Genomic DNA, 23,933 nt, shown 5'->3' on the forward strand with positions numbered 1-23,933 from the left:
TCGACTCTCTCTTTGACTACGTTTAAGGGCGGCGCGGTTCGATGCGACGAAGCAATCAGGCTTCGTCGTCCTCGAACCAGTGGGCCCGCGCCTGCATGATCATGTCGCTGGCGGTGTCCTCGGGCAGCCCGGTCAGTTCGGCCAGTTCGTCCGCGGCCAGTTCGGCCAGGTCGTCCAGCGTGGTGATGCCGTTTTCGGCCAGCTTCGCCACCAGGGCCGGGTCCATGCCCTTGATTTCCAGCAGGTCGCGGGCGGTCTGCACGCGCTCTTCCTGGGCAATGGCCTCGGTCAGCAGGGCATTGCGCGCACGCGTGCGCAATTCGTTGACGGTTTCCTCGTCGAAGGCTTCGATGTCCAGCAGTTCCTGCAGGGGCACGTAGGCGATTTCCTCGAGGCCGGTGAAGCCCTCGTCGATGAGGATGTCGGCGACTTCCTCGTCCACGTCGAGCTTCGTGATGAAGGTGTGGCGCAGCGCGGCGCGCTCGGCCTCCTGGCGGCTCTGGCTTTCCTCGGGCGTCATGATGTTGATCTGCCAGCCGGTCAGCTCGGACGCCAGGCGGACGTTCTGGCCGCGCGCGCCGATGGCCTTGGGGAGGTTTTCCTCGTCGACGACCACGTCCATCGCGTGCTTGTCCTCGTCCACCAGGATCGATTCGACGTGCGCCGGCGCCAGCGCGCCGATCACGAATTCCGCCGGATCGTCGGCCCACAGGACGATGTCCACCTGCTCGCCACCGAGCTCGTTGCGCACGGCTGTGACGCGCGAGCCGCGCATCCCGACGCAGGTACCGATGGGATCGATCCGCTTATCGTACGCCACGACGGCGATTTTGGCACGCACGCCCGGATCGCGGGCCGCCGCCTTGATTTCGAGCAGGCCCTGCTCGATCTCGGGGACTTCGTTCTCGAACAGCTCGCGGATGAAGTCGGGCGAAGTGCGCGACAGGATGACCTGCTGGCCGCGGGCGGTGTGATCGACCTTCAGGACGTAGGCGCGCACGCGATCGCCGGCGCGGATGTTTTCCTTGGGGATCATCTCGGTGCGCGGCAGGCGCGCTTCCACCTTGCCGATCTCGATGATGGCGTCGCCCTTGTCCAGGCGCTTGACCGTGCCGGACACGATGGTCTCGCCCCGGTCCAGGAAGTCGTTGAGCACCTGCTCGCGCTCGGCGTCGCGGATCTTCTGCAGGATGGCCTGCTTGGCCGCCTGCGCGCCGATGCGTCCGAACTCGATGGGTTCCAGGGGTTCTTCGATGTATTCGCCGACCTCGATGCCCGGCACGATGTCCTGGGCATCGGTATAGAGTTCCTGGGCGTCGGGTTCCTGCAGGCCGGCCTCGTCGGGCACGACCAGCCAGCGGCGGAAGCCCTCGTGCTCGCCGGTCTGGCGGTCGATGGCCACGCGGATGTCCACTTCTTCCTTGAACCGCTTTTTCATGGCCGAGGCCAGCGCGCTTTCGAGAGCGCCGAACACCACATCGCGTTCGACGTTTTTTTCACGCGCCAGGGCGTCGACCAACAGCAGAATTTCGCGACTCATCGCTTCTTACCCTTGAAATCGAGAACGGGGTCCAGCCGGGCCCGGTCCACATCGTCAAAAGAAAACGGCAGCGTCCGTGTCTGGCCGGACTGGTCTTCCCAGTCCAGGCTGAGCACGGGCGGCTCATCCCCGCTGGCCCTCAGGATGCCGGTAAAGGTCTTGCGGGATTCGACCGGCTCGTGCAGGCGCAGTTCGATGCGCTCGCCGGCGAAGCGGACGTAGTCCGCGAGGCGGCGCAGGGGCCGGTCCACGCCGGGGGAGCTGACCTCCAGGCGCTTGTAGTCGATGTTTTCGACTTCGAACACATGCGACAACTGGCGGGACACCTGTTCGCAGTCCTCGATGCGGACCCCTTCGGGGCGATCGATCACCACACGCAAAAGCCCCAGGGGCGCGCGTTCCACATCGACCAGTTCCACATCGAAACCCAGCAGGGCCTGCTGGGCGACCGTCAAGATATCCGCCATAAATTCCAAAAAAAAGGGGCTGTCCCGCAGCCCTTTGTACCGCCCCGGTGAACCCGGGGCCCATTCAGGAACCGCCGAAGACCCGCCCGCGCCGGCCCGCATCGCCAAAATCGGCATGCGCGGCCAGGGTCAAAGACGGCAAAGCCCCCGGTGGACACAGCACAAAGGTGCTGTAAAGCCTTACATTATAACAGCATTTCTTTGCTGAAAACGCACTTTCGCGCGATCTTCGCGCGGGGCCCCGATACCGGACGGCCCCGCTCCCGGATCAGCGGCCGCGCCCCCCCAGGAAACCCAGGCGCGATTCGTGCGCATGGGCGCCCCGGGGCTGGCGTTCGCCGCCCCCGCCCTCGCCGCCCGCCTGCTTGCGGGGGGATTTGTTGCCCGGCTTGCCACCCGGCTTGCGGCCGGGCTTCTGGGCGGCCTTGGGCGGGCGCGCCGACGCGGGCGCCATGTCGGCCTGGGGCTGGCCCGCCCCGCCCTGGGCATGCTTGCCGGGCTTGCCGGCGCCAGGCTTGCCGGACCGGGCCGGCTTGCCGGCGGGTTTCCCCGCGGGTTTTCCGGCGGCGCCGGCGGGCTTGCCCGGTTTCCCCGGACGGGCGGGCCGGGCCGGCCGGTTCGAGGCGGGCCGGCCTTCGGCATGCGCGTCCTGGGCGTCGAAGCCCTGGGCATGGGATTTCCTGGCCGGCTTGCGGCCGGGCTTCGCGTCCTGGCGGGCCTTGCCGCCATCCGGATGGCCGTTGGCCAGCCCGCCGCTGATGAGCAGCCCGGTGGTGAACGGATCGATGCCGCCCTTGCGGCCGCCCGACACCTTCCCCCGGCGGTTCAGGCGCGCGCCGTTCTGGCCATTCTGGCCCGGCGTGCCGAATCCCGGCGGCAGGGCGCTGGCATGCGACAGGGGCTGGCGCTCGGACTGGCTGTCGTCCTCGTCGGCGCCGCGCAGCAGGCCCAGCTGGACCATCAGCGCCCCGACCAGGCCGGAATCCAGCTCGTCCCAGCGCCCCCGGCGCAGGTTGGTGGGCAGCATCACGTCGCCGAAGCGCGTGCGGATCAGGCGGCTGACGGTCACCCCCGCCGCCTCGAACATACGCCGCACTTCGCGGTTGCGGCCCTCGCTGAGCGTGACCCGGTACCAGCGATTGCTGCCTTCGCCGCCGATGTAGTCCAGGGAATTGAACCGGGCCTCGCCGTCTTCCAGCTGGATGCCGCTGGTCAGGCGGGCCTGTTCCGCTTCGCCCAGTTCGCCCAGGATGCGGACCGCGTATTCGCGTTCCGCCCCGTAGCGCGGATGCGACAGCCGGTTGGCGAGGTCGCCCGAGGTCGTCAGGATCAGCAGGCCCTCGGTGTTCAGGTCCAGGCGCCCCACCGACAGCCACTTGCCGGTGCGGATGCGCGGCAGGCGGGCGAACACGGAAGCCCGGCCTTCGGGGTCGTCATGGCTGACGATTTCGCCGGCCGGCTTGTGATAGAGGATCACGCGGGGCAGCTTGCCCGCCTTGGGACGGGTCACCAGGCGGCCGTTGACGCGGACCTTGTCGTCCGGGCCGATGCGCTGGCCCACGTGGGCGGGCTCGCCATTGACCGAGACGCGGCCGGCGACGATCAGCTCTTCCATCTCGCGCCGCGAGCCCACGCCCGCGTCGGCCAGGACCTTGTGCAGCTTCGGCATCAGGACGTCGCTGTTCAGGTAGCGGTCCAGGCGCCGGGCGGTCGGATGGGCGTCCTTCAGGTAATCCAGGGCGCGGTCGGCTTCTTCCGCCGAACCCGCGTCGACGGCCTCGGCGGCCTCGGCCTCGCGGGCCTCGCCACCCTGGGCGCCGGCCTGCTGGGCATCTCCCCGGCGGCGGCGAAACGGCGTGCGCAGCTTGCGCCCCCGCGGCTTGCCGTTTTCCGGCCGGTTCTCGGCCGCGGGCGGCGTTTCGGGCGCGCCCTGCGCGGCGCTCGGCATCGTCTCGATTTCTGCTGTCATGGGGTTCGGTGACTCCTACACAAAATTCCGTTCTTCATTCATCCGGGCCGCGCGGCCCCGGGGCCGGGGAATCGTCCGCATCGGCGTCCGGAGACGCGGCGGCATCCACGGGCGCCTGGCCGGGCGCATCCGCCCGGGCCGCCTCGCCGGCGCCATCCTCTTCATCCACCACTGCTTCCGCGCCCCGCGCGGCATCCGGTCCATCCGCCGCATCGAACGCGAGGACTCCCAGCGCTTCCGCGGCCTCCTCGGCATCGAGCGCGGGCAGTTCGTCCAGCGCCCGCAGACCGAGGTCATCGAGGAAGCGGCGCGTCGTCCCCAGCAGGGCCGGACGCCCCGGCGCGTCGCGATAGCCCAGGGTTTCGATCCAGCCCCGGTCTTCGAGGGTGCGGATGATCTGTGCCGAGACCGTGACGCCGCGGATGTCCTCGATGTCCCCGCGCGTCACGGGCTGCCGCCATGCGATGATGGCGAGCGTTTCGAGCACGGCGCGAGAATAGCGAGGCGGTTTTTCGGGGCTCAGGCGCCCCAGGTAACGCTGCATGTCGGGACGGCTCTGGAAGCGCCAGCCACTGGCGAGCTGCACCAGTTCGAGCCCCCGTTCCTGCCAGTCGAGCTGCAGGGCAGCCAGATGGCGGCGGATGTCGTCCCCGGAAATCGTGTCTTCGAAGAGACTGCGCAGATCGGCGACCGCGAGAGGCGCATCGGCGCACAATAAAGCCGTTTCCAATACGCGCAGGATTTCCGTTTCCGTCATTTTAGCTTGAACTCCGATCGGTTGCTTGCATTATTTTCGCAGACTTGCTATAGTCTTGTTTTCCAGACGCGGGGTGGAGCAGTCTGGCAGCTCGTCGGGCTCATAACCCGAAGGTCACAGGTTCAAATCCTGTCCCCGCAACCACAATTCGAATCAAGCCCGGATACCGCAAGGTTCCGGGCTTTTTTCATTCCGGCCGCCCGCATGCCAGGCGGCCAGGACGCGCCAGCCGGCGCACCGGCGCACCGGCGCGCCTGGCGGGCACGCTAGGCTCCGATCCCCGGCGCGTCCGGATGCGTCCGCACCGCCCGTTCCCGCACCAGCGCCTCGAATTCGGCCGCCGGCAGCGGGCGGCTCAGCAGGTAGCCCTGCCAGGCATGGCAATGATGCCGCTCCAGGAAGGCGCGCTGGGCCTCGGTTTCCACCCCCTCGGCGATGACGCGCAGGCCCAGGCTGATCCCCAGGGCGACGATGGTGCGCGCGATCGCCGCGTCGTTGGGATCGGTCAGCACGTCGCGCACGAAGCTCTGGTCGATCTTCAACTGGTCGAGCGGCAGCCGCTTCAGGTAGGCCAGCGACGAATAGCCGGTGCCGAAATCGTCCAGCGAGAACCCCACGCCATAGCCCTTGAGCTGCACCATCTTGCGGATCGTGTCCTCGATGTCCTGCAACAGCAGTCCTTCGGTCAGCTCGAGCTCGAGCCGGCTGGCGTCCGCGCCGGTGCCGGCCAGGGCCGCCAGGGCCTGATCGACGAAACCGGATTGGTGGAACTGGCGCGGGCTGACGTTGACGGCCAGGCTCAGGTGCGCGAACACGGGGTCCTGCGCCCAGCGGGCCAGTTGCTCGCAGGCGGCCCGCAGCACCCACTCGCCCAGCGGCAGGATCAGGCCGGTTTCCTCGGCCAGGGGGATGAAGGCGGCCGGCGAGACGAAGCCATCCTGGGGATGATGCCAGCGCAGCAGCGCCTCGCAGCCGATGATGCGGTCCCGGTCCACCTGGGGCTGGTAGAACAGCTCGAACTGGCCCTGCTCCAGGCCGATGCGCATGTCCAGCTCCAGCGCGGCCCGCCGATGCACCGCGGCCTGCATGAACGGATCGTAGAAGCGCAGGGTGTTGCGGCCCGCCGCCTTGGCCTGGTACATGGCTAGGTCGGCCCGCTTGAGATGCTCGTCCACTCCCTGCTCCAGGCCGTGGAACACCGCCGCCCCCATGCTGACCGTCGCGTGATAGTGCTCCGCGCCCAGCAGGTAGGGCGCGCTCAGCAGCGCCAGGATGCGCTGGCCGATTTCCTCCGCCCGCGCGGCGGCTTCTTCGGGAGAGGCGCCCAGGTCCTCGAGGACGACCACGAATTCGTCGTCCCCGTGCCGGGCCACGGTCTGCGAGTCGGGCAGGCAGGTCCGCAGGCGTTCGGCCACCTGGCGCAGCACCAGGTCTCCGCTGTCGTGGCCCCGGGTCTCGTTCAGGGTCTTGAAATGGTCCAGGTCCAGCATCAGCAGCGCGCCCCAGCGCTGATGGCGCGCGGCCGAGGCCAGGGTCTGCTGCAGCCGGTCCAGCAGCAGGCGGCGGTTGGGCAGGCCGGTCAGGGAATCGTAAAAGGCCAGGTAGTTGATCTCCTCCTCGGCCGCCTTGCGCTGGGTGTGGTCTTCCAGGGTCAGCAGATAGTCGTCGCCCAGCAGGACCCCGGCGACCTCGATCGTCCGGTGGCTGCCGTCGCTGCACAGGATCTGGTATTCGCCCGCCGCGATGACGCCTTCGCCCGACCGGCGGGCCGCGTCGCACAGGCGCGCCCAGCGCAGGCGCGCCCGATCGCGAATGTCCGGATCGGGACAGATGCGCGCCCACCAGGCCTGCACGTCCGGGACCTCCTGCTCGGTGTAGCCGAAGATCTGCACGAACTGCCGGTTGCGGAACGTGATGCGCTCATCGTGCCGCACCAGGCACACCCCCACCGGCAGGTGATCGAGGATGCTGCGCAGGCGCCGCTCCCGCTCCCGCAGCGCATCCTGCATGCGGCGCCGTTCGTCGATGTCCTGGATGACGGCGACGTGGTAGTCGGGCGCCTCGCCCGGCTGCCAGATGGGCGACACGGTCAGGTCCACCCAGATCGGCTCGCCGGTCTTGCGCAGGACGCGCTTTTCGAGCCGGAATTCGCGGATTTCCCCCGCCTGGACGCGCCGCATCTGCTCCAGGTCCAGCGCCAGATCGTCCGGATGGGTCAACTGCCGGAAATCGAGCTGCAGCAGTTCGTCGCGCGCATAGCCCAGGATGTCGCAGTATTTCTGATTGACGCGAACCAGGCGGCCGGTCTTCACGTCGGTCACGGAAACGCCGACCGCCGCCTGGTTGAAGACGGCGCGGAAGCGTTCCTCGCTGCGCCGCAGGGCCTCGTGGGTGGAAGCGACTTCGGTGAAAGCCCGCGTGCGCTGGCGCGCCAGCAGGCCGGCCAGCGCCGTCAGCAGCAGGGTCAGGGCCACGCCCGCGCCGCCGATCCACCAGGGCATCATCCGCTCGGTGGGGGACAGCAGGGGATGGCTGGGCGTGAAACCCAGACGCCAGACCCGGCCCATCACGTCCAGCAGGCGGGTTTCCTCGAGCGATGCCCGGGGCGCGGGGTCGTCCGGCGACAGCGCCGAAACGCCCAGCATGGCCGGCACCCCCGGGACGCCGCTGGCGCCGACGTCCTGCAGCCGCACCGACAGGCCGCGCAGGAATCCGGACGCGCGGATGGCGTCCAGCATTCCGCTGACCCGCACCACGGCGGCGACCGCACCGATGAAGCGATCGCCCTCGCCGTGATGGAACACGGGGAAACGCAGGACGAAGGCCGTGTTGTCCTCTTTTTCCTGCAACAGGGCGAAAGGCGCCGACACCATCGGACGGCCCGTCGCCCGCCCCATCAGCAGGGAGGCCAGGTTCGCGGGCTGGGAGGCGATGTCCAGCCCCCAGACGCCCGCGTTGCCTTCCCGGGGCCAGAGATATTCGACGACGTAATGGTCGGGCCGGTCGATGCGCGGGTGGACGACCGGCGCCGCGGGATCCGCCCCGGGGAAGCGGGCGCGCAGCCGCGATTCATAGGCGGGCAGTTCGGCGGCGGGCACCCAGCGCACGAAGGACAGGTTCACCAGTTCGGGATAGTTCCTGCGCACGTCGTGCTGCGCCACCACGCGCTCGAACATCCTGTCGTCCAGGTCGGGATTCACCATGAACAGGTCCCGCAGACCGGATACGACCTCGGCATAGGCCACGATGCGCTGGGCGATCGCGTCGCTGGAGGAACGGACTTCCTCGGAAAACCGGAGCTGGGCGATCGATTCCCCCGTCTCCCGCTGCTGCAGCGCCAGCGCGCCGGTGAGGCCGAGCCCGGACACGGCCACCAGCAAACAGGGGAACCAGAGGTTGAATGTTCGTCTTGCGGAAAATGCCGCCATGAGACTCCTCGATCGAAAGGGCAGGCAAAGACGCAGGGGAATTCATGCGCGCCCCGCCGGGCGGCGGCGCTCCCGGGGTAAGAATAGCGGTTTTTCCCCGGCTGTCGTGAAATGTTTCAAACAACGGCGCACACGGCCCTGAAGCACACGTCCGGGCAAAGGGGCGGGATTCACCAGCGCACGAAGAACAGCACCCAGGCCCAGCAGAACGGCAGCAGTCCGGCCGCCACCAGGACCACGGCCCCCAGTCTGCGCAGCGGCTCCGGCGTGCGCAGGCCCGCCAGCCGCCATTCGAAGCGCAGGCTCCAGGCGAGCGCCAGCGCCAGCAGGGTGAAGCGCACGGCATTGGCCCAGCCGGTGGGCACGCCCTCGTGCTGCAGCAAGGTCAGCGTCGTGGCCGACAGCCCCAGGAACACCCCCACGCCCGCCGCCGGGATTAGGCCCTGGGCAAGCTTGTGCACGCCCGCCAGGCGACTGCGCAGCAGCCGGCCGTCCGCGTCCCGCACCCCCGGGGTTTCCGCCGCCGGCAGCAGGCGATCCGCCAGCCACAGGCCGCAGAACACGGCGCCGCCCACGACGACGGCCGCGCCGCCGATGAAGAACAGGATGACGGCGCCGTCCAGCCAGCTGAAGCTGTCGTTGACGTCCGGGTAGTGGGTCAGGATGAACCAGGGCGCGTTGTCGGCCAGGGGCCAGTAGATGTCCCTCGCCACCAGCCAGGTCGCGGCGGACTGCTTGATGGACACGAACCAGGGGCTGGCGCTCCACAGGAAGGCGCCCACGGCCAGACCCATCAGACCGAAGACGATCAGCGCCGTCTGCCAGCCCCCGCCTTCGGCCACGTGGACGATCTCGGCCTCCGGCGAGCGGGGCGTCAGGGTGATGGCGCCCCGGTAGTCGCTGCAGCGCCCGCACATGTGGCATTCGGCCGCCCCCTGCATGTTGCGCAGGGGCAGCAGGGGCGCGCAGTTGATGGATTCGGTCCGCCGCACGGGCGCGCGCCAGGCGGCGGCGTCCACCCGGTAGTGCCAGGGCGCGAGCTTGGCCAGGAGGTTGAACACGCCATTGACCGGGCACAGGTACTTGCACCACACGCGCTTGTCGCGCCCGTAGAGCCAGCCGACGATCATGGCGGCCACGGTGGAGCCGCCCAGCACGGCGGCGACCGCCCAGGGATACTGGTAGACGCTGACCAGCTGTCCGTAGATCGTGGTCAGACTGAAGGCCACGAAGGGCCAGCCGCCCCAGCGCATCCAGCGCGGGATGGCCCGGCCGCGCCCATGCCGGCTGGCCCACTCGGTCAGGGCGCCCTCGGGACAGAACAGGCCGCACCAGGCGCGCCCGAACAGGGGGATGGACACCAGCACGAACGGCCACCAGATGCCCCAGAAGGCGAACTGTGCCAGGATGGTGAGATTGTTGAAGACGGAGGCGGTGCGGTCCGGCAGCGGCATGGCCGCCGGAATCGCCAGCAGGGCGACGTAGACGGCGACGATGGTCCATTGCACCCGCCGGATCGCGCGCTGGTGATCGCGCAGGAAATCCCCCGCGCGAGCGACACTGGAACGGAACGAATGCGACGAAATCATGCGGCTATGCCATTTCACGTCATGTGGCCAAGGCGGTATTCTCCCCGCATCCCCTCTTCCAAGCAAACAGGAGTTGCCTCATGAAAGCCATCGGATACCGACAGGCCGGCCCCCTCGACCGCGACGACGCGCTGGTCGACATCGAACTCGATCGCCCGGCGCCGCGGGGCCGCGACCTGCTGGTCGAGATCGCGGCGGTGTCCGTCAACCCCGTCGACACCAAGATCCGCAGGAACGTGTCCCCCGGATCCGGCGAGTGGAAGGTCCTGGGCTGGGACGCCGTCGGACGGGTCGCGGCCGTCGGCCCCGAGGCCACGCGCTTCCAGCCCGGCGACGCGGTGTTCTACGCCGGGGCGCTGAACCGGCAGGGCGCCAACAGCGAATTCCACCTGGTCGACGAGCGCATCGTCGGCCGCAAGCCCGGCACGCTCGGCGACGCCGAGGCGGCCGCCCTGCCCCTGACGGCCATCACCGCCTGGGAAATGCTGTTCGACCGGCTCGACGTGCGGCGCGCCGTGCCCGGCGCGGCGAACGCCATCCTGATCGTCGGCGGCGCGGGCGGAGTCGGCTCGATCGCCATCCAGCTCGCCAAGGCGCTCACGGACCTGACCGTCGTCGCCACCGCGTCCCGTCCGGAGACCCGCGCCTGGGTCGAGGCGCTGGGCGCCGACCACGTCGTGGATCACCGCGAACCCCTGGCCGCACAGGTGGCGGCCCTGGGCATCGGCCAGCCCGCCTTCGTCTTCTCGACCACCGCGACCGACCGGCACGCCGCGCAGATCGCGGAACTGATCGCGCCGCAAGGCCGCCTGGGCCTGATCGACGACCCCGAGAGCATCGACGTCAAGCTGTTCAAGCGCAAGTCGGTGTCCATCCACTGGGAATTCATGTACACCCGCTCGATGTTCGAGACCGTGGACATCGAGGAACAGGGCCGCCTGCTGGACGAGGTCGCCCGGCTGGTGGACGCGGGCCGGCTGCGCACCACGCTGACCGAGATCCTGCGCCCGATCGACGCAGCCAATCTGCGCAAGGCGCATGCCCTGCTGGAAAGCGGCCGCGCCCGGGGCAAGATCGTGCTGGAAGGCTTCGGGGACTGAAGCGGCGGCGCGGGGTGCGGGCGGCCCCCGGCCGCCGCGCCCCGCGCATGCCGCGCATCGGCCACAGGCTAGGCCACCACGCCCGCCTTGGCCCGGCCGGACGGCGCCGGCGCGGCGGCGCGCGAGGCGCGGCGCAGCAGCCACGCCACGGCGCACCAGTACGCCAGCCAGATCAGCAGTTGCGACAGCGCGGGGTAGGCGCGATAGCCGGCGAAATCGGCCAGGATCTTGCCCAGCCCGCCTTCGGTGTCCAGCAGCCAGGACGTGTCCCACACCGGGTCCATCAGGGCCGGCAGCACGTCCAGGGAAATCAGCCGGTCCGTGGCCGACACCAGCAGCGCGCCGGCCAGCAGCAGCAAGAGGATCTCCGTCAGCTTGAAGAAGCGCCGCCAGGTGATGATCCGCCCGCCCAACTGCAGCAGCCAGAAGGTCAGCAGCGCCGCCGCGAATCCCCCCAGGCCGGCCAGGACCATGGCGCCGACGCCGCCCGATTCCTGCGAGGACAGGACGGTGCCGTACAGGAAGACCACGGTTTCGCTGCCTTCGCGCGCGACGGCGATCATGACCAGCGCGAGCAGGCCCCACCAATGATCGCCGCCGATCTGCTCGGACGCGCCCGATTCCAGTTCGCGCTTCAGGCCGCGCCCATGGGCGCGCATCCAGACGACCATCTGGACCACCAGCCCGCAGGCCGCCAGCGCCATCAGGGCCTGGAACCATTCCTGCCCCTCGTCGGACAGCCAGGAGGAAATCCCCAGCAGCACCAGCGCCAGCGCGCCGGCCAGCAGCAGCCCGGCGCCCACGCCGCCCCACAGCCAGGGCAGCCCGCGCCGGCCTTCCGGCGAGGCGCGCAGCCAGGAATACAGGATGCCGACGACCAGCAGGGCCTCGACACTTTCACGCCAGACGATGAAGGCGACTTGTTCCATGATGATCAGGACCCGCTCGTACGCATCAGGGCTTGGGCAGCACCACCAGGGTGCCCTTCACCTGGGGATGGAAGTCGTCGAAGAAGGGATACTCGCCCGGCCGCGACAGGGACAGCACCACGAACGAGGTCACCCCCGGCCCCAGCACCTTTTCCTTGCGCAGCGGCAGGCTTTCGAATTCGACGGCCTCGCTGCTTTCGTTGACCAGGACGATCTTGAAGCGACCCGCCGGCACTTCCAGGCGGGCCGGTTCGAAGGTGCCGTCGGCCTTGAAGGTCAGCGTGTAGACCGGCATGTCGGCGGCACGGGCCGCCGGCACCGGCGCAAGCCAGCCCGCCCACGCCAGGGCCGCCAGCGCGATCCAGACGCGCATGTCAGTAGCCGCCCTTCTTGCCGGTGCCGGCATAGACGAACTCGTACTTGACCTCGAAGGTCTTGAACCACGGCGCGACGCCGGTTTCCTTGTCGACGTGGCGGCCGAAGTGGTTGTTGTGCGCGGTCTCGGGCGAGCCAATGACGAAGGTCAGGTTGTATTTGCCCGGGCCTTCGAGCTTGACGTTGTCGCCGTAATGCGGACCGTCGTTGGCCACCATAGGCATCAGGTCGCCCTTCAGGACCTTGTCGCTGCCCTGCTTCTGCAGCACGTACTGGATGTTCAGGTACGGCGCCCAGGCGCCTTCGGGCAGGCCGTTCTTGTTGTCCGCCGTGGCGTGGATGTCGGCTTCCAGGTGGATGTCGGAGTCCTTCGCGGCGCGCATCATGCCTTCCGGTTCCATTTCCACCGGCTGCAGATAGACCGCCGCCACTTCCAGCCCGTTGAGCTCGCTGGGCTCGCCGATGGGATATTCGGCCGCCAGGGCGGAAGAAGCCAGGCCGATGCCGGCCAGCGCGACGAACAGTTTTTTCACCATGAACGATCTCCGTGCTAATAAGAGGAATGATTCTCGTTACTATAACATCAGGAGACCGCCACGGAATGAAGCTGGATCAAGAAAATACGACGCGAGGCCGGACGTTTCGCCCGGCCCGCGGTCACTTCTTCTTTTTCCCGCTTTCGGGCGGCTGCCCGGGAAAGGGAAAGGCCGAGAACATGGTGCGCGTCTGGTCCTGCATCTGGTCCTGCATCTGGACGAACAGGCTGCGGCTTTGCTCGATGTAGTTGTTCATCATGTTCTGCAGGGCCGGCGTCTGCATGCTCATCAGCTGGGCCCAGGCCTCCGGGCCGAAATGCTGCTGGTACAGCCCCTGGGACTGCTCGGCCATGCGATCCTGGATGTCCATCAGCACCTGGATGTTCTTTTCCAGGAACGTGCCCATCACGCCCTGCATGGCGTGGCCGTAGAAGCGGATGATCTGCGCCAGCGCCTCGGCCGAGAACATGGGCACGCCGCCGGATTCCTCTTCGAGGATGATCTGGAGCAGGATGCTGCGGGTCAGGTCGTCGCCGGTCTTGGCGTCGACGACCTTGAACACCGCGTTGTCCAGGACGAGCTGCTTGATGTCGGCCAGCGTGATGTAGGCGCTGGACTGGGTATCGTAGAGGCGGCGGTTGGGGTACTTCTTGATGAGCCGTTCCGCCTGGGGTGAAGTGGTATGCCTCGCCATGATCAGCCCATGTGCAAGCCGCCGTTCAGCGAGAAATCCGCCCCGGTGGCAAAGCCTGAATCGTCGGACGCCAGCCAGGCGACGATGGAGCCGATTTCTTCCGGCGTGCCCAGGCGCTTGACCGGGATGGTGGCGACGATCTTTTCCAGCACGTCGGGGCGGATGGCCCGCACCATGTCGGTGCCGATGTAGCCCGGCGAGATGGTGTTGACGGTGACGCCCTTGCTGGCGACTTCCTGGGCCAGGGCCATGGTGAAGCCGTGGATGCCGGCCTTGGCGGTGGAATAGTTGGTCTGGCCGAACTGGCCCTTCTGGCCGTTCACCGAGCTGATGTTGATGATCCGCCCCCATTGGCGGTCCACCATGTCGTCGATGACCTGCTTGGTCACGTTGAACAGGCTGTTCAGGTTGGTGTCGATGACGGCGCGCCAGTCTTCCCGGCTCATCTTGCGGAAGACGCCGTCGCGGGTGATGCCCGCGTTGTTCACCAGCACGTCGACCGGGCCGAACTGTTCCTTGACCTTGATGAAGGCCTCGACCGTGGAATCCCAGTCGGACACGTTGCCGACCGAGGCGCTGAACTTGTAGCCCAGCGCGGCCTGCTCGTCGAGCCACTTGGCATGGTCCCGGCTGGGGCCGCAACCGGCCACCACCGTGAAGCCTTCCTTTGCGAGACGCTGGCAGATCGACGTTCCGATGCCGCCCATGCCCCCCGTCACGTAAGCCAGTTTGCCGCTCATGGTGTTCTCCTTTTCAGACTGCTTTGACTTTGACATAGCGCCCGGGTGCGGGTTCTATGGCGGGATATTTTCGATTGCCCGGGGTGCGGCGGGCGGGCCGCCAGTCGCCCGAATGCCCGGCCAGCCAGTCCAGCCAGTCGGGCCACCAGCTGCCGCCGGCATGGGCCGCCTGGTCCAGCCAGGTGTCTGGGTCGCCCGGCAGGACGGCGTCCTGGTCCCAGGACCAGTAGCCCCGGCGGCCGCGCGCCGGGGGATTGACGACCCCCGCGATGTGGCCGGACTCGCCCAGCACGAAGCGCAGCGGCCCGCGCAGCAGCCGCGTCGAGGCGTAGGCCGAGGTCCAGGGCACGATGTGGTCTTCGCGCGAGGCGTACAGATAGGCCGGCATGTCCAGGGCGCGCAGGTCGGCCGGCGCGCCGCAGATGCGCAGCTGGCCGGTTTCGAGGCGGTTTTCCAGGTAGGTGTTGCGGAAATACCAGGTGAAGAACGGTCCCGGCAGGTTGGTGCCGTCGGCGTTCCAGGCCAGCAGGTCGAAGGCCCTGGGCGACTCGCCCATCAGATAGTTGGAGCCGACGTAGTTCCACACCAGCTCCGAGGGCCTCAGGAAGGAAAAAGTGGTGGATAGTTCGCCCGCCGTCATCAGGCCACCCGCACCCAGCTGCTGCTCGCGCGCGCGGGCATGCTGTTCGTCGACGAAGACGTCGAGGATGCCGGTCTCGCGGAAATCCAGGAAGGTGGTCAGCAGGGTCAGCGCGGCCACCGGATCCTCGTCCCGGGCGCGCGCCACGGCCAGGGCGCTGGAGAGCAGCGTACCCCCCACGCAGAAGCCCAGGGCGTTGATCTGCGCCTGGCGGGTCACGTCGCGCACGACCTGGATGGCCCGCAGCACGCCGTCCTCGACGTAGTCGTCCCAGGTCTTGCGCTCGATGTCGTCCTGGTCCTCCGGGAGCGGATTGCGCCAGGACACCATGAAGACCTCGAACCCGGCCTGCACGGCGTGCAGCACCAGGGAATTGGCCGGCTGCAGGTCCAGGATGTAGTACTTGTTGATGCAGGGCGGCACCATCAGCAGGGGCCGGCGGCGGACCTTTTCCGTCTGCGGCCGGTACTGGATGAGCTGCATCAGGGGGTTTTCGTAGATCACCGACCCCGGGGTGACGGCCAGGTTCTCGCCCGGCACGAAGGCGGATTCGTCGGTCTGCGTGATGCGGCCCCGCGTCAGGTCGCGCATCAGGTTCGCCAGCCCCCGCTGCAGGGATTCGCCGCCGCTGTCGACCAGGGCCCGCTGGGCGTCGGGATTGGACGCCAGGAAATTGGACGGCGAGGCGGCCTCGACCCATTGCATGATCGAGAACTGCAGGCGTTCGCGCGCGGCGTCTTCGAGATCGGCGGCCTGCGCGAGGCGCCGCAGGGCGTCGGCCATGACGAGGTAGGCGTGCGCCGAGAACAGGGCCTGGGGATTGCCGGCCCAGGCGTCCGACGAGAAGCGGCGGTCGGCGGGCGGCGTCAGCGCGCCCTGCCGGAACCGATCCAGCAGCGACTGCCAGGCCTGGATGAAATCTGACTGAATGGACGCCAGTTGAGCGGGAGCGACCCCGGGCGGCATCCGCCTTTGTGAAGAATTCCGATCAGCCATTCCACCATCCCTTGTACCGCCAAGATTCCGAAACAACACGGAACCTTTCGTCTGTCTATTCTGTCATTGTGGCAAATCGCGTCAATTCGGGTAAGTCGCTAGCCCGAATAGCGCGCATGCCGGAGCCGGCATGGGTCAAAATAACGGTCTCCCGCTATGCCCGCCTCGCGGCCCGCATGCCGCTCGGATCCGTCAGGCACGCCACTGTCGCCTGCCGGCCCGACCCGGGATCGCGCCGATGGGAAAAGTACCGGTCCGCCCGCGTCCAGGTGCATTCCCCGCTCGCCTCCACCCGGTCCACGCCGGCGCGCAGCAGCCGGGCGCGCGCCAGGCCCGCCAGGTCGGCCAGCCATCGAGGCCCCCACGCCGCGCGGCCTGCGGCCGCTTGCTGTCCCCCGAGGAGGCGCTTTTCGCCTTCGGACGGTCCAGCGGCAAAAAGACCGCGATCCGGCTGGAAAACGAAGCAGGCCTCCAACCCCGCATCCAGATCCAGGAAGGCTTCCCGCACTTCGGGCCCGACCTGGAAGGCCCGCGGGCCGATGCCCGGCCCGATCCAGGCGCGCCAGCGCGCGGCCGGCGCCCGGCGGCGCATCGCGTCCAGCGTGTTTTCCAGCACGCCGGCCGCCAGTCCGCGCCAGCCCGCATGGGCGACGCCCAGCACGGTGCCGGCCTCGTCGGCCAGCACGACCGGCAGGCAGTCGGCGGTCATGATCGCCAGGGGGCGGCCGCGCCGGGTCGTCACGGCGGCGTCGGCGCGGGGGACGGGCGCATCGGACGCCGGCGCGGCGTCGGCGTCGAACACGTCGGTGCCGTGCACCTGTTCCAGCCAGACCGGCTCGTCCGGCAAGGCGCGCCGCAGCCGCGACCGGTTTTCCCGCACGGCCTCCGGGTCGTCCCCGACGTGCGTGCCCAGGTTCAGGCTGTCCCGGGGCGCCAGGCTGACGCCGCCGACGCGCCAGGTCGAGAAATAGCGCACGCCGGTCCAGGGTTCGCCCGTCACGCCCCGCAGGCCGGGAGCCGGTTCAAGCACGGTCGTCGCCATCGCCTTCCCAGAGTATGCCGTCGAGCACGCGGCGGAAATCGTCCGGCGGCTCCGCCGTGAAGGCGCAGGGCCGTCCGGTGACGGGATCGTCGAAGCCCAGCGCGCGCGCGTGCAGCATCTGCCGGCCGGCGCCGGCCTCCAGCCGCCCGCCATACAGGGTGTCGCCCAGCAGGGGATGCCTCAAGCGGGCCATGTGGACGCGGATCTGGTGCGTGCGGCCGGTTTCCAGGCGGCACAACACGCGGGACACGGCGAGCCCGCCGAAATGCCCGACGCCCAGGGACTCGTAATGGGTGACGGCGGGTTTGGGCGCCACCGGACGGTCCGAGCTCATGCGGACCGGAACCCGGGCGTCGCGGCCGATCGGCGCGTCCACCGTGCCCCGCCCCGACAGCGCGCCGTGCACCAGCGCGCAGTATTCGCGCTTGACCGTGCGGGCCTGGAGCTGGCGCACCAGTTGCGTCTGGGCGGTCTCCGTGCGGGCCACGACCAGCAGCCCCGAGGTGTCCTTGTCCAGCCGGTGGACGATGCCGGCCCGGGCCACGCGGGCCAGTTCCGGATAGCGGAACAGCAGGCCGTTGAGCAGCGTGCCGTGCCAGTTGCCCGCGCCCGGATGCGTCACCAGTCCAGCGGGCTTGTCCACCACGATCCAGTCCGGGGAATCGTCCACGACGCGGAAGGCGACGTCTTCGGGCACGAAGGCCAGATCCTCGGGCGCCTGCTGGGGCCAGACCTGGATGAGGGCGCCGGGCCCCACCCGGGTGCGCACCTTGCCCACGGCGCCGTCGACCTCGACGTGGCCGTCCTCGATCCAGGACTGCAGGCGGCTGCGCGAATGCCGCGGCATCAGGCGGGCGAGCGTCTTGTCCAGCCGGTCCGGCAGGATGTCCGGCGGCAGGCGGAACACCTCGGGCGCGTCGGGGCCGGTGTCTTCGGTGGCGATATCCGTGTACGGCATGGCGACAAATCATATAATCTGCCGACAATGCTAACACCTTGACCAAGGACGCCCCGTGGCCGCGCATGCCCCCGTTTTCCCGAAAGCCCTGTCAACCCGCATCCGGCTGGTCCTGGCTTGCCTGTGCATGGCCCTGGCGGCGGGCTGCAGCTCGACCAAGGGCAACATCGATCCGACCGCGGGCTGGAGCGCGGAACGCCTCTACAGCCAGGCCCGCTCCGACATCAGCTCGGGCAACTGGTCCGACGCCCGCAAGAACCTCGAAGCCCTGGAAGCCCGCTACCCCTTCGGCATCTACGCGCAGCAGTCCCTGATCGACCAGGCCTACGTCAACTGGAAGGACGAGGAACCCGAACAGGCCAAGGCCGCGATCGACCGGTTCATGCAGCAATATCCGAACCACCCCGGCACGGACTACATGCTGTACCTGAAGGGCATGATCACCTTCACGCCGCCCAGCGCCATCCTGTCGAACTTCACGCGCCAGGATCCCAGCGAACGCGATCCCAAGGGCCTGCGCGAATCCTACGAAGCCTTCAACGAGCTGATCCGGCGCTACCCCGACAGCCGCTACACGCCCGACGCCCGCAAGCGCGCCGCCTGGCTGGTCAACACCATCGCCGAGAACGAAGTCCACATCGCCCAGTACTACTACGAACGCGGCGCCTACGTGGCGGCGGCCAACCGCGCCCAGACCGTGGTCACCGACTTCAAGGGCGTGCCCATCGCGGAAAAGGCCCTCTACCTGATGATGCTCAGCTACGACAAGCTGAACCTGCCGGAACTGCGCGACGACGCCAAGCGCGTGCTCGACCAGAACTTCCCGGACAGCAAGTACTACAAGCAGGGCCTGGACGAGCCCGTCAACCGCTGGAACCCCATCAACTGGTTCTGATCCCCGGGCGCGCCGCTCAGGACCCGGCGGCGTCCTCGGCGGCCGGCTCCCGCTGGCCGGGCGGATGGCCCAGGAAATCCAGGGCCACCTCGGCGTCCCGGGTACGGGCGAAGGGCGGCAGCCCCTGCCACAGCAGCCGCCCGTAGGGCTTGTCCACCAGGCGCCCGTCGCCCACCACCAGCACCCCCCAGTCGGTCTCGGACCGGATCAGGCGCCCCGCGCCCTGCTTGAGCAGCAGCGCCGCCTGCGGCAACTGGTATTCCATGAAGGGATTGCCGCCCTCGGCCCGGCAAGCATTCAGGCGCGCCTCGAGCACGGGATCATCGGGCGGGGCGAACGGCAGCTTGTCGATCGCCACCAGGGTCAGCGCGTTGCCCGGCACGTCGATGCCTTCCCAGAAACTGGTGCTGCCCACCAGCACCGCGTTGCCGGCCGAGCGGAAGCGCTCGAGCAGCACGCCGCGCGAGGCCTCGCCCTGGCGCATCACCGGCCGGTCCGAGGACAGCATGCCGCGCAGCAGGGCATCGGCCACCCGGTCGACGGCGCGCAGGGTGGTGCACAGCACCAGCACCCCGCCCGCGCAGGCGTCCACCAGCGGCAGCAGGGCGCGCGCGAACGCATCCGTGAAGCCGGGATCGCTCGGCCACGGCAGGGACCGGGGCACGTACAGCAGCCCCTGCGCCGGATAGTCGAAGGGCGAGGCCCAGCTGCGCGTCTCGGCGTCCCCCAGTCCCAGCTGGCGCTGGAAGTGCTGGAAATCGCCGCGTACCGACAGGGTGGCCGAAGCCAGGACCCAGGACTGGCCCGGCCGCCGGAACCCCGAAAAGATCCGCGCCACCGACAGGGGCGCCCGCTGCAGCCGCACCGAGTGCGCGCTGTGCTCGATCCAGCGCACGGCGGCCTGGTCCTCCGTTTCCGCTTCGCCGCGGGCCGGATGGGCCCATTGCCACAAGCGGGCGCGCAGGGTGCGGGCGGTCCGGGCGGCCGCCGCCAGGTCCGGGTGGCGCTCTTCCTGGGCGCCCAGCGATTCGGCCAGCCCGTCCAGCGCCTGCGCCAGGCGGTCCAGGGACTGGTCGAAGGCCTCGGCCTCGGGTATCTGCTCGAAGGTCGCCCGGCCGCCCGGCAGCCGCCCCACGGGGGCGCTGACGAGGCGCAGGTCGCGCGCCGCCGCGTCCAGGGCCTGGCACAGTTCGCTCCAGCGGACGGTTTCGCGCGCGTGCGCCAGCCCGGCCGCCTCGGCCTGGCGGGCGCAATCCAGCACCTGGTGCAGCGACAGGCTCTGGCCCAGGAAACGGGTGGCGGTGTCGGGCAACTGGTGCGCCTCGTCGAAGACCACCAGCCGGGTCTCCGGCAGCAGGTCGGCGACGCCCTCTTCCCGCAGCGCCAGGTCCGCCATGAACAGGGCGTGGTTGACCACCACCACGTCGGCTTCCTGGGCATGGCGGCGCGCCTTCAGCAGGAAACAGTCGCGCACATAGGGGCATTCCTGGCCCAGGCAGTTTTCCCGGGTGGAGGTCACGCGGTTCCAGATGTCGGCGGTTTCCGGCACCTCGGGCAGGTCGGCGCGGTCGCCGCTGCCGCTTTCGCGCACGAAACGGCGGATGGCGCGCAGCTGGGGCATTTCCTCGCGCGACTTCAGGGCGCGCTCGTCCTGCTCGACGCGTTCCAGGTGGTAGTGGCAGACATAGTTGCCGCGCCCCTTGAGCAGCGCCACGTCCACCGGCAGGGCCAGCGCGTCGCGCAGGCGCGGGATGTCGCGGCGGAACAGCTGGTCCTGCAGGGTGCGGGTGCCGGTGGACACCAGCACCTTGCCGCCCGAGAGGAACGCGGGCGCCAGGTAGGCCCAGGTCTTGCCCGTGCCGGTGCCGGCCTCGGCGATCAGCACGCCGCCGCCTTCCAGGGTGTCGCGGATGGCCTCGGAAAGCTCCAGCTGGGCCGCGCGCGGCACGTAGCCCGGCAGCTGGCGGGCCAGCGGGCCGTCGGGGCCGAAGAGGTCGGCGAGGTCGTCGGAAAACATGATGCGGGGCGGGACGTGGATGCGGATCAACCTCCGGATGATACGCCAGGGAACCCCGGCCGGACGGAGCGGGTGTGGCAAAATGCGCCGCTTGTACCGGTACTACGCTACGCGACACACATGACCATGACCCGCTCCGATTCCCAGACCCATGCCGTCGATCCCGCCCGCGTCCTGCGGCTGCTGACGGCGGAACTCGACGCCCGCCCCGCCCAGGTCGCGGCGGCGGTGGACCTGCTGGACTCCGGCGCCACCGTGCCCTTCATCGCCCGCTACCGCAAGGAAGCCACCGGCGGGCTGGACGACACCGTGCTGCGCCAGCTGGAAGTGCGCCTGCTCTACATCCGCGAGCTGGAAGGCCGCCGCGTGGCGATCCTGGACTCCATCGCCGGACAGGGCAAACTGGATGACGCCCTGCGGGCGCAGATCCTGGAAGCCGACAGCAAGCAGCGGCTGGAGGACCTGTACGCCCCCTACAAGCCGAAGCGGCGCACGCGCGCCCAGATCGCCCGCGAGGCCGGCCTGGAGCCCCTGGCCGACACCCTGCTGGCCGACGCCGGGGCCGACCCCGAGGCCCTCGCGGTCGGCTACCTGAACGCCGAGGCCGGCTTCGAGGACGCGCGCGCCGTCCTGAACGGCGCGCGCGACATCCTGGCCGAGCGCTTCGCGGAAAACGCCACGCTGCTCGACACCCTGCGCACGGAGCTCTGGAACACCGGCCGGATCACCGCCCAGGTCGTGGCGGGCAAGGAAACCGAGGGCGCGAACTTCCGCGACTGGTTCGACTTCAGCGAAAGCCTGCGCACCCTGCCCTCGCACCGCATCCTGGCGCTGCTGCGCGGCCGCCAGCAAGGCATCCTGGACCTGCGCCTGGGGCTGGACCCCGAACGCGAGGCCGAAACCCCGCACCCCTTCGTGGCGCGCGTGGCCGGCATCCTGGACCTGGACGCGCGCTTCGACGCCCGCGCCACCCCCCGCCAGCACTGGCTGGCCGAAGTCTGCCGCTGGACCTGGCGGGTCAAGCTGCTGACCGGCTTCGAGACCGAGCTGATCGGCCGGCTGCGCGAAACGGCCGAGGCCGAGGCCATCCGCGTGTTCGCCGCCAACCTGAAGGACCTGCTGCTGGCCGCGCCCGCCGGCCCGAAGGCCGTGCTGGGCCTGGACCCCGGCATCCGCACGGGCGTCAAGGTCGCCGCCATCGACGCCACCGGCAAGCTGCTGGAGACCGCCACGATCTACCCCTTCGAGCCGCGCCGCGACGTGGAGGGCAGTCTGCGGACCCTGGCCGCCCTGGTCGCGCGCCACCGCATCGGCCTGGTGGCCATCGGCAACGGCACCGCTTCTCGCGAGACCGAACACCTGGTCGCCGCGCTGCGCGAGCGCCACCCCGAACTGGCCTTCGAGCGCGTCGTCGTGTCCGAGGCCGGCGCCTCGGTCTATTCGGCCTCCGAACTGGCGGCCCAGGAATTCCCCGAGCTGGACGTCAGCCTGCGCGGCGCGGTCTCCATCGCTCGCCGCCTGCAGGATCCGCTGGCCGAACTGGTGAAGATCGAGCCCAAGGCCATCGGCGTGGGCCAGTACCAGCACGACGTCAACCAGCGCGAGCTGGCCCGTTCCCTGGACGCCGTGGTCGAGGACTGCGTGAACGCCGTCGGCGTGGACGTGAACACGGCCTCGGCACCGCTGCTGACGCGCGTGTCCGGGCTGAACCAGTCCCTGGCGCGCAACATCGTCCAGTGGCGCGAGGCGCACGGCGCCTTCCGCAACCGCAAGTCCTTGCGCGACGTGCCCCGCTTCGGCGACAAGGCCTTCGAGCAGGCGGCCGGCTTCCTGCGCGTCCCGGGCTCCGACAACCCCCTGGACGCCTCGGCCGTGCACCCCGAGGCCTACCCCGTGGTCGAACGGATCCTGCTGAAGGCCGGCCAGCCCGCCGCGGCGGTGATGGGCAACGCCCAGGCCCTCAAGGGCCTGTCCCCGGCCGACTTCACCGACGAGCGCTTCGGCCTGCCCACGGTGCGCGACATCTTCGCGGAACTGGAAAAACCGGGCCGCGACCCCCGCCCCGAATTCAAGACGGCGAAATTCAAGGAAGGCGTCCACGACATCAAGGACCTGGCGCCCGGCATGGTCCTGGAGGGCGTGGTCAGCAACGTCGCCAATTTCGGCGCCTTCGTGGACATCGGCGTGCACCAGGACGGCCTGGTGCACGTGTCCGCCCTGGCCGACAAGTTCGTCAAGGACCCGCGCGACGTGGTGCGCGTGGGCCAGACGGTGCAGGTGCGCGTGCTGGAAGTCGACGTGGCGCGCAAGCGCATCGCCCTGAGCATGCGCAAGGACGATCCGGAACCGCGCCCCTCGGGCGGCGCAGCCGGCGCGGGCCAGGGCGCCGGACGGCCGGGCGGCCGCGGCGGCCCGCGCGGCGGACGATCCGACCGGCCCGCCGCCGCGCCCCAGGGCGCCATGGCCGAAGCCTTCGCGCGGCTGAGAAAGAACTGAGTCCCGGCCGGCCTCAGGCGGGGTCGTGCGGCAGCATCTGCTCCAGCAGCAGGCGGCGATGGGCCGCCCGCAGCCGGGGCAGCACGGCGCTCACGTGCGTGTCGTCCTGCAGCATCCTCAGGACGGCCGCCAGCAGGATGGGGGCGTGGATCAGCTGCACCATGTCCGTCAGCGCGCTGTCGCGCAGGGCGCCGCCCTCGACCGCGCGCCGCATCATGGCCTGCTGGCTCTGCAACAGGCGGAGATGATTTTCGCGCCAGCTTCCGAGGACCTCCGGCACCCTCGGCCCCTCGGCGATCAGCAGGTGCAGCGTGCGGATGAAGTCATCGTCCCCCAACCGCTCGTAGGCGCGGTCCAGGAAGCTGTCCACCAGGGCCGCCAGCGCCGCCTGCGGGGACTGCGCATCCGCCGAGGGCGGCCGTTCGCCGAACAGCAGGTCGGGCAGCAGCATGCGCTGCATCAGCGCCTGGAACACGGCATCCTTGCTTTCGAAGTGCGCGTACAGGCCGCCCTTGGACAGGCCGGCCCGGGCGGCGATGTCGTCCATCCGCGCCGCGCCGAACCCGCGTTCCGAGAATTCGTGCAAGGCCGCGTCCAGGATCTGGTCGCGGCGTTCGTGGGCGGGCAGGCGCCGATTCCGGGGTTTGCGGCCGGGAGCGGCCGGCGGAGGGCCGGCGGAGGGCGGGTTCGAGGACGAAGTGTTCGGCATGGCGATTGATTCTGGAAGAAAAGTTCGGCGGCGCCATTGATCTGCATCATGACTGG

18 protein-coding genes, 1 tRNA gene and 1 pseudogene are annotated in these 23,933 nt (G+C 69.5%); 4 read left to right on the plus strand and 16 right to left on the minus strand.

Annotation, left to right across the window (positions count from 1 at the left end; translation table 11 throughout):
- Nucleotides 1–55: 55 nt before the first annotated feature.
- The 4 genes and pseudogenes from nusA to scpB form a co-directional block, all read right to left on the minus strand.
- A complete protein-coding gene (nusA, locus tag ACFO27_RS08485) occupies nt 56–1,540 on the minus strand; it encodes a transcription termination factor NusA (protein WP_376816956.1) in 1,485 nt (494 codons plus the stop codon).
- Nucleotides 1,537–2,007: a ribosome maturation factor RimP gene (rimP, locus tag ACFO27_RS08490; RefSeq protein ID WP_323023508.1), complete on the minus strand. Its 471-nt coding sequence runs from the start codon at nt 2,005–2,007 to the stop codon at nt 1,537–1,539. The genes nusA and rimP overlap by 4 nt, the downstream gene beginning before the upstream one ends.
- A 268-nt stretch (nt 2,008–2,275) precedes the next feature.
- Nucleotides 2,276–3,976 carry a pseudouridine synthase gene (locus tag ACFO27_RS08495; RefSeq protein ID WP_376816957.1) on the minus strand — a complete coding sequence of 567 codons (1,701 nt, stop codon included), beginning with the start codon at nt 3,974–3,976 and terminating at the stop codon, nt 2,276–2,278.
- A gap of 61 nt (nt 3,977–4,037) precedes the next feature.
- Nucleotides 4,038–4,733, minus strand: a pseudogene (gene scpB / locus ACFO27_RS08500) (SMC-Scp complex subunit ScpB); the annotation flags it as partial.
- A 67-nt stretch (nt 4,734–4,800) separates the two neighbouring features.
- Between scpB and ACFO27_RS08505 the strand changes: the two are divergent.
- Nucleotides 4,801–4,877: transfer RNA gene (locus tag ACFO27_RS08505), tRNA-Met, on the plus strand.
- Between the two features lie 122 nt (nt 4,878–4,999).
- Here the strand turns inward: ACFO27_RS08505 and ACFO27_RS08510 are convergent.
- Entirely contained in the window at nt 5,000–8,161 is a 3,162-nt protein-coding gene (locus ACFO27_RS08510; protein ID WP_376816958.1) for a bifunctional diguanylate cyclase/phosphodiesterase, read from the minus strand.
- 170 nt (nt 8,162–8,331) lie between these two features.
- Nucleotides 8,332–9,750, minus strand: coding sequence for a 4Fe-4S binding protein (locus ACFO27_RS08515; RefSeq protein ID WP_376816959.1), 1,419 nt, complete (start codon nt 9,748–9,750; stop codon nt 8,332–8,334).
- A gap of 80 nt (nt 9,751–9,830) precedes the next feature.
- Between ACFO27_RS08515 and ACFO27_RS08520 the strand changes: the two genes are divergently transcribed.
- Nucleotides 9,831–10,850 (plus strand): zinc-binding alcohol dehydrogenase family protein, encoded by a 1,020-nt coding sequence (locus ACFO27_RS08520; protein WP_376816960.1) that lies wholly within the window; start codon nt 9,831–9,833, stop codon nt 10,848–10,850.
- 68 nt (nt 10,851–10,918) lie between these two features.
- On the opposite strand, the gene ACFO27_RS08525 is transcribed toward ACFO27_RS08520, so the two are convergent.
- From ACFO27_RS08525 to ACFO27_RS08560, 8 genes are all read right to left on the minus strand, one after another.
- Nucleotides 10,919–11,779, minus strand: a complete 861-nt coding sequence (locus tag ACFO27_RS08525) for an FTR1 family iron permease (RefSeq protein WP_376816961.1) — start codon at nt 11,777–11,779, stop codon at nt 10,919–10,921.
- Nucleotides 11,780–11,804: 25 nt separating this feature from the next.
- Nucleotides 11,805–12,152 carry a cupredoxin domain-containing protein gene (locus tag ACFO27_RS08530; RefSeq protein ID WP_376816962.1) on the minus strand — a complete coding sequence of 116 codons (348 nt, stop codon included), beginning with the start codon at nt 12,150–12,152 and terminating at the stop codon, nt 11,805–11,807.
- 1 nt (nt 12,153) lies between these two features.
- Nucleotides 12,154–12,690: an iron transporter gene (locus ACFO27_RS08535; RefSeq protein ID WP_151025514.1), complete on the minus strand. Its 537-nt coding sequence runs from the start codon at nt 12,688–12,690 to the stop codon at nt 12,154–12,156.
- A gap of 121 nt (nt 12,691–12,811) precedes the next feature.
- On the minus strand, nt 12,812–13,384 hold the full coding sequence (phaR, locus tag ACFO27_RS08540; RefSeq protein WP_376816963.1) for a polyhydroxyalkanoate synthesis repressor PhaR: 573 nt from the start codon (nt 13,382–13,384) through the stop codon (nt 12,812–12,814).
- Nucleotides 13,385–13,386: 2 nt separating this feature from the next.
- The gene (locus ACFO27_RS08545; protein ID WP_376816964.1) at nt 13,387–14,124 is read right to left on the minus strand and encodes a 3-ketoacyl-ACP reductase; all 738 of its coding nucleotides are present in this window, start codon (nt 14,122–14,124) and stop codon (nt 13,387–13,389) included.
- A gap of 13 nt (nt 14,125–14,137) precedes the next feature.
- Nucleotides 14,138–15,730 carry a class I poly(R)-hydroxyalkanoic acid synthase gene (gene phaC / locus ACFO27_RS08550; protein ID WP_376816965.1) on the minus strand — a complete coding sequence of 531 codons (1,593 nt, stop codon included), beginning with the start codon at nt 15,728–15,730 and terminating at the stop codon, nt 14,138–14,140.
- A gap of 184 nt (nt 15,731–15,914) precedes the next feature.
- On the minus strand, nt 15,915–16,790 hold the full coding sequence (gene pgeF, locus ACFO27_RS08555) for a peptidoglycan editing factor PgeF (protein ID WP_376816966.1): 876 nt from the start codon (nt 16,788–16,790) through the stop codon (nt 15,915–15,917).
- Nucleotides 16,783–17,760, minus strand: a complete 978-nt coding sequence (locus ACFO27_RS08560) for an RluA family pseudouridine synthase (protein WP_376816967.1) — start codon at nt 17,758–17,760, stop codon at nt 16,783–16,785. Before ACFO27_RS08560 ends, pgeF begins: the two co-directional genes overlap by 8 nt.
- Before the next feature lie 100 nt (nt 17,761–17,860).
- On the opposite strand from ACFO27_RS08560, the gene ACFO27_RS08565 reads away from it, so the two are divergent.
- Nucleotides 17,861–18,655 carry an outer membrane protein assembly factor BamD gene (locus ACFO27_RS08565; protein ID WP_376816980.1) on the plus strand — a complete coding sequence of 265 codons (795 nt, stop codon included), beginning with the start codon at nt 17,861–17,863 and terminating at the stop codon, nt 18,653–18,655.
- A gap of 16 nt (nt 18,656–18,671) precedes the next feature.
- Here the strand turns inward: ACFO27_RS08565 and ACFO27_RS08570 are convergent, their stop codons facing one another.
- Nucleotides 18,672–20,672: an ATP-dependent DNA helicase gene (locus ACFO27_RS08570; protein WP_376816968.1), complete on the minus strand. Its 2,001-nt coding sequence runs from the start codon at nt 20,670–20,672 to the stop codon at nt 18,672–18,674.
- A gap of 126 nt (nt 20,673–20,798) precedes the next feature.
- Here ACFO27_RS08570 and ACFO27_RS08575 point away from each other — a divergent pair, with 126 nt between their 5' ends.
- Nucleotides 20,799–23,168 carry a Tex family protein gene (locus ACFO27_RS08575; RefSeq protein WP_376816981.1) on the plus strand — a complete coding sequence of 790 codons (2,370 nt, stop codon included), beginning with the start codon at nt 20,799–20,801 and terminating at the stop codon, nt 23,166–23,168.
- Between the two features lie 13 nt (nt 23,169–23,181).
- Here ACFO27_RS08575 and ACFO27_RS08580 read toward each other — a convergent pair whose 3' ends face one another.
- Nucleotides 23,182–23,877 (minus strand): TetR/AcrR family transcriptional regulator, encoded by a 696-nt coding sequence (locus ACFO27_RS08580; RefSeq protein WP_376816969.1) that lies wholly within the window; start codon nt 23,875–23,877, stop codon nt 23,182–23,184.
- Nucleotides 23,878–23,933: the final 56 nt, after the last annotated feature.

This window comes from Castellaniella denitrificans, assembly GCF_042653765.1.
Classification (GTDB): Bacteria; Pseudomonadota; Gammaproteobacteria; order Burkholderiales; family Burkholderiaceae_B; genus Castellaniella; species Castellaniella denitrificans.